Below are 17,236 nucleotides of genomic sequence, written 5' to 3' on the forward strand. Positions count from 1 at the left end.
ATATGTTTTATATACTAACCGGAAAAAAGCCGCAGCTCAACCTGTGCCGCTCATGACACCTTTCCGACGTTGACGTATATTGTGTCCAGTTTTCAATTTCTTATCGTATAAAACACATCAAAAAGGTTCACATGAAATCTACAAGTAAGTTACTTATTGGGCTTGTCTGTGTCATGGCACTTTCCGGCTGCGCGCGTACCGAGCCGGTATTAACGCCACACACCACGCTGACGACGCATAATTCAGAAAATCAGATCCGCACGGCTATTATTGACGCCGGGCAGAAACGTGGCTGGATAATGACGGATGGCGCGCCGGGCGTGATTAACGGCCACCTGAATAACCGTGAACACAAAGCGGATATCCGCATCACCTTTAACACCACCGGTTACACCATTAATTATGTTGGCAGCACCAACCTGCTGGCAGAGAAAGGTGAAATTCACCGCAGCTACAACCATTGGGTGAACAACCTCGATAACGATATTCAGATCCGTCTGGCGTCCAGCGCAACGAAATAAAGTGTGCCCGGTTCACGTCGTTATTCATGACTGACCGTCAGCGAAAAGGCCTCCGTTGAGAAACAGAGGTTTTTTTGCTCTTTTCCAGCGGATTTTCTTTTAAGAGAAATCCCGCATTGTCGGGGATTATTCTGAATGAACATTCAAATATAAAAGTTATATTCTTCTCAATTAAGAGGTTTATGCATTCAGGCGTAATAATCCCGGCGTGAGCGGGAATGATCTCCATCCGCAGTGAGTTTAATTCACTGGAGTTCATTGATAAATACACCACTATATAGCAGATATAAAGTGCCTAATAGTAGTGTATTCGGGTTTTGTAATATTTTGTGCTGTATTTTTATGATATTTCCTGCCGTTCTGTAGCCTGGGTCTGTGATTCCCGTGAGCGGGAATTTACAAGTGGAAATAACGGTTTCATTACCGTATCCTCGCCAAAAAAACTCAAACAGATTCGAAAGAATTCACAAGATTCTGACATACCACAGGGAAAGAAATTGAATGCGTGAGAGAAAGTATTTAACGCGGGCGGAGATGGAGAGACTCGTCGGCGCTGTATCGGCAGGGATTAACGAACATCGTGATAAGTGCATGTTGCTGATGTGTTTTATTCACGGACTTCGCGTGAGTGAACTGGCCGGATTACGGGTTCAGGACGTCGAATTTTCGACAAAGACAATCTACATCTCCCGCCTTAAAAATGGCTTCTCCGTTCAGCATCCGATACAAAACCGGGAAATGGTATTTATCAGGAAGTGGCTGGAAATAAGGCCGCAATATCTTGATTCTGATTCCAGCTGGTTATTCCTTTCCCGCCACGGGGGCAAACTGTCCCGACAGCAATTGTACCGTTTGTTCCGTAAATACGGAGAAAATGCAGGAATTAACGTGGCTGTTCACCCGCACATGCTCAGGCATGCCTGCGGCTATGCGCTGGCTGATAACGGCTGCGATACCCGGCTGATACAGGATTACCTGGGGCACCGGAGTATACAAAACACGGTGATTTATACGGCCAGCAACGCCGGGCGCTTCAGATCCATTACATTGTAATATGACTTTCCCGTCTGGCCTTGCTGACGAGGATACGGGCATGCACACAGACTCACTACCGGCATAATATCGCTTTGTTGCTGATGTCTCCGGCAGAATTTCAGGCACCTGCGGGTGCTTTTTTTATCGTTATTTCTTCGGGAGAACAGGTAATATTCGAGAATATACTGATAATGATATTTTTGAGTTATCAGGCGCAGCAGGGGAATAAATACACTTATGCAGGATATTTCTAATTATTTAATAAGAGTGTTTCCGGATTGAATAGGATTTCAGGATATCTCTGATTATGAAAAATTACTTGATTCTGTAAATTCAGAAACGTATATTCACGTTGTTCAAACAAGGCAGATATAAATATATAACACTCCGTAATACCCTGGATGTATAGAATTCCACTATTATAATAATGCTCCTGATTCTATACGCACAGACGAAATATCTGATTGCGATGGGAACAACATACCCATCGGGTGGATCTCACGGGCAAAATTTACTTTTGCCCTGCTTAAACAGAACCTGTTTCGAGTTGGCTCCTATTTATAATCGTGGCACAGGGTTATAACTAATGGTTTCTTACCATTGATTTTACTTTGCCATTATTTTTGCGTTGTTAATTATCCTTGCAGCGCTGTTATGTCTATAACTTCAAAGATGAAGGAAAACAGAAAATTGGAAAACAAACAGATTAAAAATGGGTTAGCGAGATTCACTCCAATTGCGGCGTCAATTCTACTCTCCATGCCATTCATTGTGAATGCAGCAGATATCAGCATGTCCAACGGTTCAGTCGCATCGGCAAACGGTGTGCCTGTCATTAATATCAATGAAGCGAATGCGAACGGCATTTCGCATAATATTTACGACAAACTTAACGTCGGCAAAGAAGGGCTGATTTTCAATAACAGCCAGAATGCAGTCAACACCACTCTGGCCGGACAGATTGCGGGAAACAGCAATCTGGCTTCAGGCACGGCAAAAGTGATCCTCAACGAAGTCACGTCCACTAACAAAAGTGCCCTGAACGGCATGATGGAAGTCGCGGGTGATAAGGCGCATCTGATTATCGCGAACCCGAACGGTATTACCTGTTCAGGCTGCGGTTTTATCAATGCTGAAAAAGTGACCGTCACCACCGGTAAGCCGGATATGCAAAACGGTGAATTAAAAGGTTACAGCGTGAGTGGCGGTGTGATCACCACCGACGGGTTAACCAGCGACTCGCCAACCGCTCTGTTGGCCCGCTCCGTGACGGTTAATGGCGATATGAATGTCGCAGGCAACGGGATCACCGTGATTGCCGGTAATAATTATGTGGATGTGAATAATCAGGTCACGGGCACAGTGAAAGCAACAGGTTCAAGAAACACCTATGGCATTGACGTTGCCAAACTGGGTGGCATGTACGCTGATAAAATTAATCTGGTCAGCACCGAAAGCGGTGTCGGCGTTCGTAACCTCGGGGTTCTCTCCGCAGGCTCGGGCGGCATTCAGATTGATACCAACGGCGCCCTGATCAACAGTAACGCGCAGATCAAGTCTTCCGGCGCGATCAACATGAAAACCAACGGCGCACTGACCAACGTCACCGGTAAGATTTTAAGCGATAAAAGCATCTCTATCGATACCAACAAGAATCAGATCGATAACAGCCGCGCCGGTAATATCATGTCTGGTGCAGATTTGTATATCGGTAGCGGAGCTATCAATAATACCAACGGTAAATTAGCCGCGACGGGCGTTCTGGGCATCGATACCAATAACGGGACGCTGACTAACTCCGGCAAAGGCAAGACTGTCGGTATTACCGCCGGTGTCGTCAGTCTCAAGACCGGCACGCTCAATAATAACAACGGGCAGATCACGGGTTATTACGTCGGCACGCAATCTACCAGCGTGAACAACAGCCAGGGTACGATTGACTCATACGGTGATGTGGATATAGCAAGTACCGGCGCGGTGAATAACAACAACGGCCTGATCCGTTCAGCAAACGGCCACGTCAAAATCGATGCGTCTAAAAATACCGTGACTAACAGTTCAACAAAGACGGCAGATACCAGCAGCGGTGATTCTCTGGGCATTATCGCCGGAGCTGGCGGTATTGAAATATCCTCTGCGACATTAAACAACAACTCGGGCCAGATTGCGTCTAACGGTGATATTAAATTGCTCAACACCGCAAACGTAAATAATGCCAGCGGTAAGATCCTGACAGATAAGAGCATCTCAATTCAGGCGGCTTCTCTGAACAATAGTCAGGCGGGTCTGAGCGCCAAGACGGGAATCAATGTTGAACTGACCTCCGGTGCGCTGGATAACAATATCGGTGTGCTCTTATCGGACGGTGATATTAATGTGACGGCTTCCCGAATTAATAATACCGGTGGTATTGTTCATGGGCAGAATGTCAATCTGACAACCAGCGGGGATGTGAATAACAGCGCTGCTTTAATGGTGGCGGATAAAAAACTGACCATTAATGCTGGCGGGACGGTTGATAACCAGAACAGTAAGAGTTTTTACGGTCTGTATCTTGGAATGCCAAATCAGGAAGGCGGCATGGTGGGCAAGGGAGGCGTAGATATTACGGCTAATGCCCTGAAGAATAATAACAGTCGTATCATTGCCCAGGGTAGCCCTTTAAACCTGACGGTAGCGAAAACGATTGATAATGACCGCAGTATGCTGGTTGCCGGTGCAGGCGCTTCTAAAATTAAGGCCGGGACGCTTAACACCAACTATTCAACCATCTACTCTGCCGGTGATTTGGCCATTGATGTTAATAGCCTCAATATGTCGAGCAGCGGCAACATGATCGACAATAATGCCACAGGGATTATTTCTGCCGATGGTGCGCTGGTGCTCAATGTATTCAACAGTTTCACCAACTATGGCTGGATTAACGGTGTGGACAGCGTCAATGTGTCAACTGAAGGAATTCTTTACAACCGTAATACCATCAACTCTGATAATGCTGTTTCAGTTCATGGCACCGTGGGAATTAACAACTACAACGATATCGTTGCAGGCAATACGTTAAATGTCACGTCTTCCGGTGCTGTGAATAACACCGGAACACTTTATACCGACGGGAAAGCCAGCATCGCTGCAAAAACAGTATCCAGCCTGGGATCTTCCACGGTATTAGGCGGGCGTCAGGGTTTAAATCTGAATGTGAATTCTATTACCTACAGCGGTAAAGTCTTTGGTTTATAATTAAACGGTAAAATGAAAGCAGCGTAATGGCTGCTTTCATTTCCGGACAGGCATTATGAAAATTAGAATTGCACTCATTATTACCCTGAGCCTCTTAAGTCAGACAGTGTCTTACGCTGAAACCGTGGATTTAAATAGCCTGGTTAAAACACAGCAGGATATTGACCGGAGTAACCGGCAGGAAAATAAAATCATCAAAAAGGATGTCTACTCCAGCCAGGTGAAGAAGCAGGTTGATTTCCTGGATTTTCCGGTAGAGAAAAACTGCCTGACGATTAATACACTGATCGTCGAAAATGATTTCCTGAACAACTCCACGATACGGAAAATTAAAAAAAGCGTGGCGGGAAAATGTCTGGGGGCGCGGGGAATTGAACAACTGGCCATCGGGCTGCAAGATTACTATATCAACTCGGGCTACGTCACCACGCGGGTCGATGTGCCGGGGCAGGATTTAACGACGCACCAGTTAAAGCTGGTTGTCATGCCGGGCAGAATTGAAAATATTATTATCAGCGATGACGCAATCCGGCCGGGAATATTGCCTTTTAAAGCCGAAGACATCCTGAATCTTCGGGATATCGAACAGGGGCTGGAAGTCCTGCAAAAAGCCCCTAATTTGAAAGTGAAGATCAACATCGAGCCCGGACACCAGAACGGGTACAGCAACGTCGTCATAAACGCAGGCCGGACAAAAGACTGGAACGGTAAAGTCTGGATGAACAACTGGGGCGATGAAGCCACCGGCAAAGTGCTCGCAGGCGGCGCGGCTTACCTCTACAACCTGGCCCACATGAACGATACCTTTTATCTTTCGGGGACGACGAATACGGAGCGGAGCACTGGCGGGTACAAAAGCGTGAGTGCTTACTATTCCGTGCCCTGGGGATACTGGGATTATGAGCTGTTTTACAGCAGCAGCCGGTCGAAACAGAATATTGCTCTGGGAACCTGGAACTATAAATACACCGGTGACAGCGATTATCTCAGCCTGAAAGGCAACAGAACGGTTTATCGTGACAGTAATAAAAAAGTTGCGCTCAGTGCTGAATTAATAAAAAGAAAGGTTGATTACAAGTTAGAAGATATTGAGCTGGCATTACAAAAACGTGATATGACCAATGCACGCTTCGGTATTAACTATAAACAGAATTTTGACCGGGCCTTACTCGACAGCACATTGTCATATCAGCGGTTTGTTCCGTTTTTAGGCGGTGAGAAAACGCCGGATATGAAATCCGGCGATGTCAGTGCGCAGAGCAATCTCTATAACCTGAATATGAATTACACGAAGCTATTCAACGTGAAAAATTTCGTTGCCTATTACGCGTTAAGTTCAGGTGTTCAGTATTCGCCTGACAAGCTGACATTGCAGGATCAGTTCACGCTCGGTGACCGGTGGAATGTGCGTGGTTTTGAAAACACGCAGGGGCTGTATGGCGATAAAGGCTTTTACGCCCAAAATACGTTTAATCTGATTACCGGTATTAAGAATATCGAATGGTATGCCGGCGTTGATTACGGCGAAATATGGGGAGAAGCCTATCCGCAGGGCGCTTATTCCGGGAAGAAACTCGTCGGCGCAACCAGCGGCTTCAAGGGCAATATTAATACGCTGTCTTACGATATTGCCTTGTCCACGCCGCTGCTTTATCCGGATGAATTAAATGCCGATAAGCTGAATGTAAATTTCACCGTGTCTTATCAGCTCTGATTGCAGGAAACATCATGTTTGTTGGAACCGATATTGTTGAAGTGGAGCGCGTGAAGACGGCGATATTGCGGGGCGGCGATAAATTCCTGCAAAGAGTTTTCACTCAGCGCGAACTGATCAGCATAAACAGCCACGATCCTGATTATGAAAGGGCAGCAGGATTTTGGGCCGCCAAAGAGTCCGTTGTTAAATCGGTGGGATTAGGATTCCGGGAAGGGATCCGGTTTCACGATGCTGAAATCGAACATGATCAGTTCGGGTGCCCGCATTTTGTTCTCAGCGGGCATTTAAAAGACGTCATGGAAGATAAAAAAATCAATGCGATTTCGTTAAGCATTTCTCATTGCCGTACACATGCGATTGCAGTAACGGTTATTTCGTCCCGGAGGGATTAAGGGAACATTGTGTATAAATTTAATGATTTAGCAGATAAAAACATCCTGGTGACAGGGGCAAGCGGTGATATAGGTCTGGCGGTTTGTGCTGAGTACCTGAACCAGCAATGTCAGGTATTCGCGCTGTATAACAGCAATGCCAGTTCTCTGGAGGCGCTGAAAAATCAGCATCCGGACGGGAGCAAACTGAACATCATTCAGTGTGATCTTTCGGATAAAAATGCAGTCAGCGGCTTGTGTCAGAGGCTGGCGCAGGAAGCGAAACACATCGATGTGCTGGTCAATAACGCGGGCATTGTCAAAGACAGTTTATTTGCCGCCATGAGTTTCGAAGATTTCAGCACCGTTATTGATACCAATTTGCTGAGCGTGTTCAGGCTGACCAAAGAGCTGTTGCTGTTGCTCAGAGCCGCAGAAAACCCGGCGATCGTCAATGTGGCCTCGATTGCCGCGCTGATCCCAAGCGTGGGCCAGTGCAATTACAGTGCATCAAAAGGCGCGTTGCTCGCGTTCACCCGCACACTGGCCGCCGAACTGGCCCCCAGAGGCGTAAGGGTTAATGCCATTGCGCCGGGCATGATCGAATCCAAAATGGTGAAAAAGGTGTCGCGTACCGTCGTGCGGGAAATAACGTCATCCATTCCTCTGCGTCGTCTGGGGAAATGCGAAGAAGTGGCGAATACCGTGGTTTATTTAAGCTCCGCAGCGGCGAGCTATATTGTAGGGCAAACCATCGTTATTGATGGCGGCCTGGTGATGCGGTGAATGATGTCTAAATATGCGATTCCTTCCAGAGTTTTCCTTGAAATGGGCGGCTGGCGTCAGCCTCTTATTATGGTCGACCGGATTGAAGATTTTAAATATGGCGAAAACGGGTACATCAAGGTGATTAAACATGTTACCTATAATGATCCTTATCTGGCCGGGCATTTTCCTGACAATCCTATTATGCCGGGTGCGATTATTTCAGAAATATTTGGTCAGGCGAGTGAGTATTTCTCTTTTCTGACAGATATGAGTGACATCTATCAGGAAAACCACGGTGAAGCACTGCATTCACTTCGTGATATTTATTCGAAAATTCATGATGAAGACATGCGCAATATTATCCGCACACGTCGCGCGCAGGTGCAGGGCGTTCTGGCTTCACAAAATTTGAAATTCAAAGATGTCGCCTATCCGGGTGACACGATAGAAGTGACCAGTAAGCTGACGTTCTCCGACGCCAGCGGATTCAGGCATTACAGTGTTTCGGCGCAGGTCGGCAAAAAGATGATCAGCCAGGGCGTGATCATCAATTTCAGAGAAGTGAAACAATTATAATATGGAGCAATACCCATGAGCTTAATTCAAGAGAATATCGAAGCACGTAAAGTCGTATTACATCAGATTAAAACCGAACTGATTCAGCGTCTGCATATTCAGAAAACAGAATCGCAGATTGACGATGATACGGCACTGTTTGGTAATGGCCTGAAGCTTGATTCTGTCGATGCGACGGAAATTCTGGTGTTGCTGGATAAACTTTACGGCATTCAGGTCAGTGAAAGCGATGACCCCTCTTTTATGAGAACGGTAAATAACCTGGCGTCTTTTGTGATTAAAAACCGAAAGCCACAGTAAAACTCCTTTTTGAATAATGAGGTTCAGATGATTTCGCTTCGTGAATTACATGAAAAAAATAACGCCACGATGGGCACATTTAACGGCAGAACCGTGCCTGCTTTTTATCACTCACCGGAAGTGGAATATAAAGCGGTAAGGGAAAATATCCTGATGGTGGATTATTCCAGCATGTCCGTCGTCAGCGTCATGGGCGATGACGCGTGGGCGCTGGTCAACTATTTAGCCTCAGCGGATGTCTCGATAATCCGTGATGAGCAGGCGATGTACTCGCTGGTGCTCAATCAGGACGGCACTATTGCCGGGGATATTTCGGTGCTGTGTACCGATGAAGGGTATTACCTGCTGTCAGAAAACCTGTCCGCTTTTGAGCTGATCGACCGCCTGAAGCAGATTCTGGAGAATGCCGAAGATCTTGATATTGAAGAGTCGCCGGTGATTCAGGATATGGAACCGCACGGCTGGGGCGCCATTCAGCTCGAAGGGCCTTATGCCTGGGAAGTGCTCGCCGGTATTTACGGCTTCGACATTATCGGCCTGCCGTATCACGAATATATGAGCACTGACGATGGCCTGATGGTGTTGCGCTGCGGCAAACACGGTGAATTTGCTTACCAGCTGATTGGCGGGCAAGCGGCGCTGTGCCAGGTCTGGGAACAACTGCTGGAAAGCGGTGAGCCATTCGACCTGAAGACCGGCGGCCTGAATTATCAAAATACGCTCCGCGTTGAAAATCCGTGCTGGGAACCCGCGTTGTTCAGCGGTTATTCCCGCAACCCGGTTGAGCTGCAAATGCAGTGGGCGATTCAGTATGACAAAGACGATTTTGTCGGCAAACTCGCCGCGGAATCCCTGTCCTGTGCGGGCGCAGAACGCAAGCTGGTCGGTATTGTTCCGCTCGCCGCGTGCGAAGGCATTGCCGCCGATGACAAAGTGCGCGCCGAAGGCCGCGACGTCGGTGTCATCGTCAAAAGTGTTTACTCACCGGCATGTCAGTCTTTGATCGCACTGGCACTGATTGACAGCGAATACGCCTATTCCGACATTCCGGGGTTTGAGATTGCGACGCAGGGCGGAGCCGTGGCGGCTATGACCCGTAACGTTCCCTTCTTCTATAACTTCAGCATGCTGGTTAACCCGACTGAACACAGCTATATCGATGCCTCAAAGCCGAAAAGCGCCCTGTAATTTCTTTTAAACACACCGCACCGGAGACGTTGTCTGATCACCCGGGCTGATCAGAACTAAGGGACTTATTTATGAAAACGAGCAGGAAAAGAGTAGTCATTACAGGGATGGGGATTTTGTCTTCACTGGCGGATAACATTGCCGGGTTCAGACAGGCTCTGCTCAATAAAGAATGCGGTGTACAAGACAGCACACGCTTTTCGCACTGGTTTGAAAACGCGCGTGCGGCGGAGATCTTACAAGATATCGATTACGCTCCGCTGGATGCTGAAACAGTCAGCGCAATGGATAACGCCGCGCTGTGGGCCTACAAAGTCAGCAAAGATGCGCTGAATGCCGCCGGGTTAACGGGAGATCTTGAAGAAACCGGGATGATCGTCGGCGTGTCCTCGGCGGGAACCGAAGCGTTCCTGCCGCTGTTTGAACAGCGTATTCAGGATTTCTCGCTGAAAAAAGCCATTTACTCCGGCGGGTTTGCGTCCTGTTGCTCCAGCGTATCGACATTACTGGGGCTGAAAGGGGGCACGGAACTGGTGGCGACGGCCTGTACCGCCAGCCCGAACGCCATCGGCATGGCTTTTGACTATATCCAGAATGGCAAAAGTAAAACCATGCTTGCCGTCGGAACCGAGCCGATCTATCTGCCGACCTTCGCCGGTTTCTACGCGCTCAACGTGATGCATGCCGAATCCTGTACGCCGTTCTCCGGCACGTCCGGGATGTCCATCGGTGAAGGTGCGGGCGCCATCGTGCTGGAAGAGTACGAGCACGCCGTTGCACGCGGTGCCACGATTTATGGCGAGCTTCTCTCTTACGCGACGTCGTGCGATGCCTACCATGAAACCGGCCCGGATCCGCGTGCCAACGGTGCGGTGCAGGTCATGCTCAAGGCGATGGAAAATGCCGGTGTCACGCCCGATCAGATTGATTACGTGAACGTGCATGGCACAGGCACCGAAGCCAATGACCGGATCGAAACGCTGGCGATGAAGAAAGTGTTTCCCGATGCGGTCGATCTTCCGGTCAGTTCGACCAAATCCTTCTTTGGTCACAACATCGGCGCGGCGGGAATTGTCGAACTCATCGCCTGTCTGGTGACACTGCCGGAAAAGAAACTTCTTCCTACGCTGAATTTCACGGTGCCACGTCCGAATTGCGATCTGGATTATGTGCCGAATGAATTCAGGGAAAAGGACATCAATATCTTCATGAAAAACAATTATGCTTTCGGCGGAAATAACTGCTGCATGATTGTGAGCACGCGTCCCGGCACGGTTCCGGTGACCGCCTACGAGGCGAAGCGCGTGGCGATAAGCGGGATGGGTGCCGTCTCGGCCATCGGGCATACCCTGAACGAAATTCTTGAACATATCTGGTCTGCTGATAAATCCCCTGAACTGACGGGCGTAAAATTCAATGGAGATACCCTCACGGAAGCCGTTGAGCTTCTTGATGTGCTGACCCGAACGCACCAGTTTGATGATTTGCCGGGGGCGACACGCCGTTTACAGCGAGCGGTTCTGCCGGAAAATAACGTTCATTTTAAAACCTTTCAGGTTACGGCGCTGGAACCGCGTAGGCATCTGCGGCGTTTTGACTCACGCAAAGCCACGCGTGGCGGAACCTTTGCCCTGATTGCCCTGGCGGAAGCGCTGAACAACGCGAAGCATAAAATCAAACGCGATGGTCACGAACTGGGGCTGGTGATGGGAATGTCGCGCGGGCCGCAGGAGACGACCTATAAATACCTGCAAAGCCTGAAACCCGATCCGCGCAAGGTGCGTACGTCAGAATTCCCCGGCTCGCTGATGAATTCGATTGCCACTTTCTGCGGTATTTCTGAAGGGATCAAAGGCTACACCACCACGCTGGCGACCGGGCAAAACGCGTCGCTGGGCGCGCTGACCTACGGCTATGAAATCATCCGCCAGCAGCTGCAACCGCAGGTACTGGTCGGTGGCGCCGACGAATGTTTCCCTTCCATGTCGCTGTATATGGATGCCGTCACCGAAAAAATCCAGATGACCTCTGACCCCCGCGAATACCAGGTGTACGGCAAGGAGGCGAAAGGTTTTGTGCCGGGCGAAGGTGCCTGCATGGTGTTGCTGGAAGATCTGGACGCCGCTCAGGCTCGCGGCGTGGAGATTTGCGCGGAAATCGCCGGTTACGGCAAATCCAACAGCATTAGCTATTTTGATGCCGATTGCGCGGATGAAAAATCGGCCGCCATGGCGCTGGCAATCCACCGGGCTTTAGCCGATGCGGGGCTTACGGCGCGGGATATCGATCTGGTGTGCGGCAGCAGTAACGGCACAAAAGAGAGTTCTGAGATTGAAATTGGCGCGATCTGCCTGGCCTTCGGCGAGCAAAATCCGCAGGTGCCGGTGGTGAACTACAACGCCAGCTTTGGATTTGTGGAATCTTGCGCCGGGCTGCTCAATCTGGCGGTGCTGGCGGATTGCATCAGGAAACAGGCGGTGCCCGCCATTCCGCATACTCAGGTGTTCTGCGACGATCGCATCAACTTTGTTAAAGCTCCGCTGAAAATGGCCATCAGGCATGTCCTGCTGGTCGGGGCGAACGAAGGTGGAAACTACAATGCCTTCGTTATCAGAGGATAAACGCGTGGATAACGCGGCAATCATCGCGGGTTACAGCGCACGTCTGGCCTTCGCGCAGAGCAGCGACGGGTTATCCGACGGGCTTAAAGCAGGCCGTTGTGTCAGTAAAGCGCGATGGTTCTCTTCTGACGAGGCGGCCAGACAATGCGGCCTGAGTAATAACGGTTTCGTTGCCCGTTTACCGGCGCCGGTAAAGGACACCGGCACGTGGGTGAGTGAACTTATGGTCGGGGCACTCGCCCACGGCGGGCTGGATAAACACCACCTGACCGGAGAAAACGTCCGGGTTTACCTGACCGGTTTAGGTCCGCGCGTGGATGTGGCGGATTATCTGGCCTTTTATGATCACAACGATGTTGAAGACGTCACGCTCACCCGTTCGGTGCAGAATTTACATGTCGCCAATATGTCTCAGGACAAACTGGCGCATCACGTGGCGACGGCGTTTGACCTGAAACACCTGCCGCCCAATCTGCACTGCACCAGCAATTCTTCGCTGGCCGCCGTGCATCTGGGGATTCAGGCCATCGAAAGCGGGAATGTTGACGTGGTGATGGTGGTGAACTGCTCCCTGATTACCACGCAGGACATCAGTTTTCTGACCAGTCAGGGAATGCTCGGCGGCGACACCGTTCAGCCTTTTGGTGCGAACGGTCAGGGTGTGTTATTTGCCGAAGGCGGCTGCGTGATGCTGCTGGAAAGCGCCCGGCATCGTTATGCCCGGCAGATGGCGGATGGCGTCCGGCTCACGTCTGTCTATACGCAAACCAGCGCGGGGCGGAGCAACGACGGGGCGCAACTGAGTGCAAACCTGCTGAAAGTGATGAACAAAGCGCTGGAGCAGGCGGACATTTGCTGCGGGGATCTGGCCGCGATTATTCCGCACGGAAACGGTTCTGAAGCCAGCGATAAGGCCGAGGCACTGGCGCTGGCCTCTTTCCCCGGTGAAAGCACGGTGCCGGTTCTGGCCTATAAAGGGCAGATTGGCTACACATCAACCGGTTCAGGGATCGTGGATTTGATCATCGGTCACCAGGCCTTGTGCCAGAAGACGCTGCTCACTCCGGTGGGAACCGGCCCGATCCGGGAAAATGTCGCGCCGTATGTGTTGCTCAATCAGGGACAGATAACACATAACAAGCGCCATCTTTTAAAAGTCGGGCTGGGCGTTGATGGCTCGGTCATTGGTGTTGTGATGTCTGAGAACGCTGCCGCCTCTTAATTTTACAGGGAAAGTATTATGTATTTATCTTCCTTCTCCATGACCGAGCCGGAAGGGCGGGTGTATATGTATGCGCCTTGCTGGCTGAATGTGTGGGAATCTCACATGTATAACCGCTCGCTGAAATCCACCCGGTCAAACGGCTGGGGATTTAAACGCTTTGGAACGAGCAGTGATATTTACGCCAGTGAGATGATCAGAACGCCCCATTACACGAATTATATTGTTGCGATGGAAGAGGTCTCGGAAGCGGCATTACATAACCTCAGCGCGAAAGAGCGGATGTTATTGATGAAATCGCGAACGGCTTTTATTTATGCCGACAGCTGGGGCGAAAGTTCTTCGTTTGAAAATATCAGCAGCGCGCTGCATCAGGCCATGATCGACACATTACCGAAAAACCTGATCAAGAAATTTTCCGTCAAAGACTTTAGCTGCAAAATTCGTGGCGAAAAACAGTCACTGGTTCAGGCCATGCGTCTGGCGCAGGATTATCTGGACTGGGATATTTTCGATTTTGTAGTGATCTGCGCCGCATACCGTGCGGTGCCGGTGCTGGTGTTCTCCGAAGAAGATCTGCCTGTGAATAAGAAAGAGAAAACTCAGGAGCAGGACATAAAAATAAACCTGTCGGTTGAGCGCGTCGGGTGTTTTATTTTCAGTCAGCGGGAAAGCGCTCTGGAAATTAATACCGGGCAATATGTTTTACACAATAAAGACAGGGAGTCGGGGGATATTTTATCCGGCGCGGATAACGATATTGATCTGATGTGTTTTTCAGGTTTGCGACGAAACCGTCTCTGGCGCGAAGCGTTCAGCGAAAATAAGCGTAATACGCAAAAAATCAGCCTGCCCGAACTCTATGGCGGCAGCGGGTGCCTGATGCCTGCGCTGAGCTGGATATATCTTCAGCAACACCTCGTTGCGGGCGGAAAAATGCGCACTGTCGTGCCGGATAACTTTGGCGGATATCACTACTTTGACACCCGGTATCAGGGAAATTAAGCGGACGGAACGATGGCGATGACGATCAGGGAACTGCCGGCAATATTGCTGATGGATGTGTGTAAAAGCTTCGGAACGGGCGAAGGCAGGGTCGATGCGCTGAAAAATATTAATCTGGAAATTGCCCGCGGCGAGTTTCTGGCGCTGTGCGGGCCTTCCGGCAGCGGCAAAAGTACGCTGCTGAATATTTTGTCCGGCATTGATAAGCCCACGTCGGGCTCGACGCTGTTTCTGGATAAATCGCTGAACGAGCTTGATGAAGGCCAGCTCTCAACCCTTCGTGGGCGACATCTGGGATTTATCTTTCAGTTTTTCAACCTGATCCCGGTGCTTTCGGCGTTTGATAACGTGTGTTATCCGCTGATCCTCAATGGCCGTTATGGCCGCAAAGAGGCGCGGGAACGGACGCAGCATACCCTTGATAGCGTCGGCATTGGCGCATTGGGCAACCGCACGCCGGGGCAACTGTCCGGCGGTCAGCAGCAACGTGTGGCGATTGCCCGGGCGCTGGCTCATGGCCCGCAGGTGGTGGTTGCGGACGAACCTACCGGCAATCTTGATCAGGCGACCGGCGAGGCGATTCTGGAGTTAATGATGAAAATTAATCAGGAAACCCGCACCACATTTATTGTCTCGACCCATTCTGCGCAGCTCAGGGATCGTGCGCGGCGGGTGATTGAAATCAAGGATGGAGAAATTGTTCATGATGTTTCGAAATAGCGCCGTTATCCTCGCGTTCTGCTTGTCCTTAGCCGCTCACGGAGCCGCCGCCGCCCGTTCCGGGACACCGGCTCTGGAGGCCGTACTGCAACAGGGTTTTCCAGTTCAGCCGGAGGCTTTATCGGCCACCACGCAGGCTTTGCTGCACGAATATGAACAGCAAAAAGATATCGCATCGCTGATTTTCTACTCTTACGGCACGCTGCGGATGGCGGATCATTATGCCGCAGTGAATGATTATGTGCTGGCCTCGGAATATGGGAAAACGGGCTTTTTTTATCTGGATGAAGCGGCTGATTTGCATGAAAATACGCCGCAGGTGCGTTATTTACGCGCCCGTATTGATGCTTATTTACCGGCAAAACAAGGGCGCTGTGTCATAGCGCTGGCGGATACCGATTATCTGTTAAAAAACCGGGCTAATTTCGATAACGATATCCTGATTAATATCCTTTTTATGCGTTACCGGGCATTGCTCAGTTGCGGAGATACCGTCGGCGCAAATACGCTTTTAACACAACTTAAAAACCGCGGGCCGGTGGCGGTAAAATTATTATCCCTGAAGTCAGATGCCAGCCCCGCGTGGGATATCGGTGAAATAACTCAGATTGTTGTGCCTTTGATGAAAGGTGAATAAATGTTAACTGGAATGATTATAACCAACCTCGCCCTGCTGGTGATTGTCGGTTTTGTGCTGTATTGCCTGATCCGGCGGCCGCAGGATGCAAAATTTGCCTTCCTGAATTTATTCAGACACAAGAGACGTTCCTTCTCTACCCTGATCGCCATTATTTTGGGGGGATTAGCCATTTTCCTTTATGGCGGTTTTATTCAGTATTCTTTCTGGATATTGAAAGAACAAACTGTCAGAACCAACGTCGGTCATATTCAGATTTACGACAAAAACTATTTTGAAACCTCGAATAAAAGCAAAAGCATTATTGGCAATTATGACGCGCTGAAAAATGAAATCCTGAATGACCCCGAATTGAAAGATTATATTTCCACGATTTCAGGCCAGCTCGAATTCACCGGTGTGATTTCGCACTACGAGAGTGAAACCTCGAGCTATTTTGCCGGACTGGGGATCGAGCCTTTACCGGCGCTGAAACTGGGTTCTTTCGACAAACTGGTGTCCGGCAGCGATCTGTCGCGCATTAAAACGGATGAGGTGATCCTGGGAAGCGGGCTGGCAAAAACCCTGAACGCGCAATATGCCGACTGGCTCGATGTTCTGGTGGCAAACGCACAGGGCGGGCAGGGTGCTTTGTCGCTGAAAGTCCGCGGTATTTTCACCTCCGGCATTAAAGATTATGACGACGTGGCGATGAAAATTCCCCTGCAAACCGCGCAGCACATCATGAACACCAATGGCGTCAGTAAGTTTGTCATTCTGCTGAAGAAAGATGCGGATTTACCGGTGTTCAGCGCCAGACTCACGCAGTTTATTGCCGACCGGCATTTGCCGCTGATAGTCAAAAACTGGCAAGAACTCTCGATCTTTTATCAGCAGGTTGAAGGTTTACTGACCGGCATTTACTTCTTCATTAAAGCGATAGTCGTGCTGATTGTGATCTTCATGATCAGCAACTCGATGACCATGAATATCGTCGAAAGAACCCGCGAAATCACTACGCTGCGGGCGATCGGCCTGCGCCCTGCGCATGTAACCCGGCTGTTTTTACTTGAGGGGATTTATATCGGTGCACTGGGCGCTGCGGGCAGCCTGATTCTGGGGATGATGATTGCATCCCTGATCAACCTGAAGGGTATCGCGATGCCGCCGTCTCCGGGGCAGACGCTCGGCTACAACGCCTTTATCAAAACGGACAGTGCAGAACTCATCTGGATCACCCTGATTTTGCCGGTGATCACGTCGTCGCTGGCCTCGGTTTTACCGGCACTGCGGGCATCGCGGTTGAATATTTCGGACGCTTTTAAAGCGGTATAAGGAC

The 17,236-nt window shown here is 49.9% G+C and carries 15 protein-coding genes; all 15 read left to right on the forward strand.

All coding sequences use genetic code 11. The annotated features are described in order from the left end of the window. Positions 1–131: 131 nt before the first annotated feature. The 15 genes from IV433_RS04650 (at position 132) to IV433_RS04720 (ending at position 17,232) form a co-directional block, all read left to right on the forward strand. A complete protein-coding gene (locus IV433_RS04650; protein ID WP_195813218.1) occupies positions 132–521 on the forward strand; it encodes a hypothetical protein in 390 nt (129 codons plus the stop codon). A gap of 501 nt (positions 522–1,022) precedes the next feature. Then, positions 1,023–1,574 (forward strand): tyrosine-type DNA invertase, encoded by a 552-nt coding sequence (locus IV433_RS04655; protein WP_195813219.1) that lies wholly within the window; start codon positions 1,023–1,025, stop codon positions 1,572–1,574. A gap of 774 nt (positions 1,575–2,348) precedes the next feature. After that, entirely contained in the window at positions 2,349–4,793 is a 2,445-nt protein-coding gene (locus IV433_RS04660; RefSeq protein WP_229893211.1) for a two-partner secretion domain-containing protein, read from the forward strand. Positions 4,794–4,848: 55 nt separating this feature from the next. After that, positions 4,849–6,507, forward strand: coding sequence for a ShlB/FhaC/HecB family hemolysin secretion/activation protein (locus IV433_RS04665; protein ID WP_195813220.1), 1,659 nt, complete (start codon positions 4,849–4,851; stop codon positions 6,505–6,507). Positions 6,508–6,521: 14 nt separating this feature from the next. Further along, a complete protein-coding gene (gene acpS / locus IV433_RS04670) occupies positions 6,522–6,902 on the forward strand; it encodes a holo-ACP synthase (RefSeq protein WP_195813221.1) in 381 nt (126 codons plus the stop codon). 9 nt (positions 6,903–6,911) lie between these two features. Continuing rightward, complete coding sequence (locus IV433_RS04675) at positions 6,912–7,667, forward strand: SDR family oxidoreductase (protein WP_195813222.1); 756 nt, start codon at positions 6,912–6,914, stop codon at positions 7,665–7,667. 3 nt (positions 7,668–7,670) lie between these two features. Further along, a complete protein-coding gene (locus tag IV433_RS04680) occupies positions 7,671–8,225 on the forward strand; it encodes a hotdog family protein (protein WP_195813515.1) in 555 nt (184 codons plus the stop codon). Positions 8,226–8,240: 15 nt separating this feature from the next. Further along, positions 8,241–8,525 (forward strand): phosphopantetheine-binding protein, encoded by a 285-nt coding sequence (locus IV433_RS04685; RefSeq protein WP_195813223.1) that lies wholly within the window; start codon positions 8,241–8,243, stop codon positions 8,523–8,525. Positions 8,526–8,552: 27 nt separating this feature from the next. Further along, a complete protein-coding gene (locus tag IV433_RS04690; RefSeq protein WP_195813224.1) occupies positions 8,553–9,713 on the forward strand; it encodes an aminomethyltransferase family protein in 1,161 nt (386 codons plus the stop codon). Positions 9,714–9,784: 71 nt separating this feature from the next. After that, positions 9,785–12,334 carry a beta-ketoacyl-[acyl-carrier-protein] synthase family protein gene (locus IV433_RS04695; RefSeq protein ID WP_195813225.1) on the forward strand — a complete coding sequence of 850 codons (2,550 nt, stop codon included), beginning with the start codon at positions 9,785–9,787 and terminating at the stop codon, positions 12,332–12,334. 4 nt (positions 12,335–12,338) lie between these two features. Then, complete coding sequence (locus IV433_RS04700; protein WP_195813516.1) at positions 12,339–13,556, forward strand: beta-ketoacyl synthase N-terminal-like domain-containing protein; 1,218 nt, start codon at positions 12,339–12,341, stop codon at positions 13,554–13,556. A gap of 18 nt (positions 13,557–13,574) precedes the next feature. After that, positions 13,575–14,561 carry an ATP-binding protein gene (locus tag IV433_RS04705; protein ID WP_195813226.1) on the forward strand — a complete coding sequence of 329 codons (987 nt, stop codon included), beginning with the start codon at positions 13,575–13,577 and terminating at the stop codon, positions 14,559–14,561. A 12-nt stretch (positions 14,562–14,573) separates the two neighbouring features. Further along, positions 14,574–15,281, forward strand: coding sequence for an ABC transporter ATP-binding protein (locus IV433_RS04710; protein ID WP_195813227.1), 708 nt, complete (start codon positions 14,574–14,576; stop codon positions 15,279–15,281). After that, entirely contained in the window at positions 15,265–15,918 is a 654-nt protein-coding gene (locus IV433_RS04715) for a hypothetical protein (protein ID WP_229893213.1), read from the forward strand. Before IV433_RS04710 ends, IV433_RS04715 begins: the two co-directional genes overlap by 17 nt. Further along, complete coding sequence (locus tag IV433_RS04720; RefSeq protein ID WP_195813228.1) at positions 15,919–17,232, forward strand: ABC transporter permease; 1,314 nt, start codon at positions 15,919–15,921, stop codon at positions 17,230–17,232. It begins immediately after the preceding gene. Positions 17,233–17,236: the final 4 nt, after the last annotated feature.

It is taken from the genome of Rahnella laticis (assembly GCF_015644585.1).
GTDB classification, from domain to species: Bacteria; Pseudomonadota; Gammaproteobacteria; order Enterobacterales; family Enterobacteriaceae; genus Rahnella; species Rahnella laticis.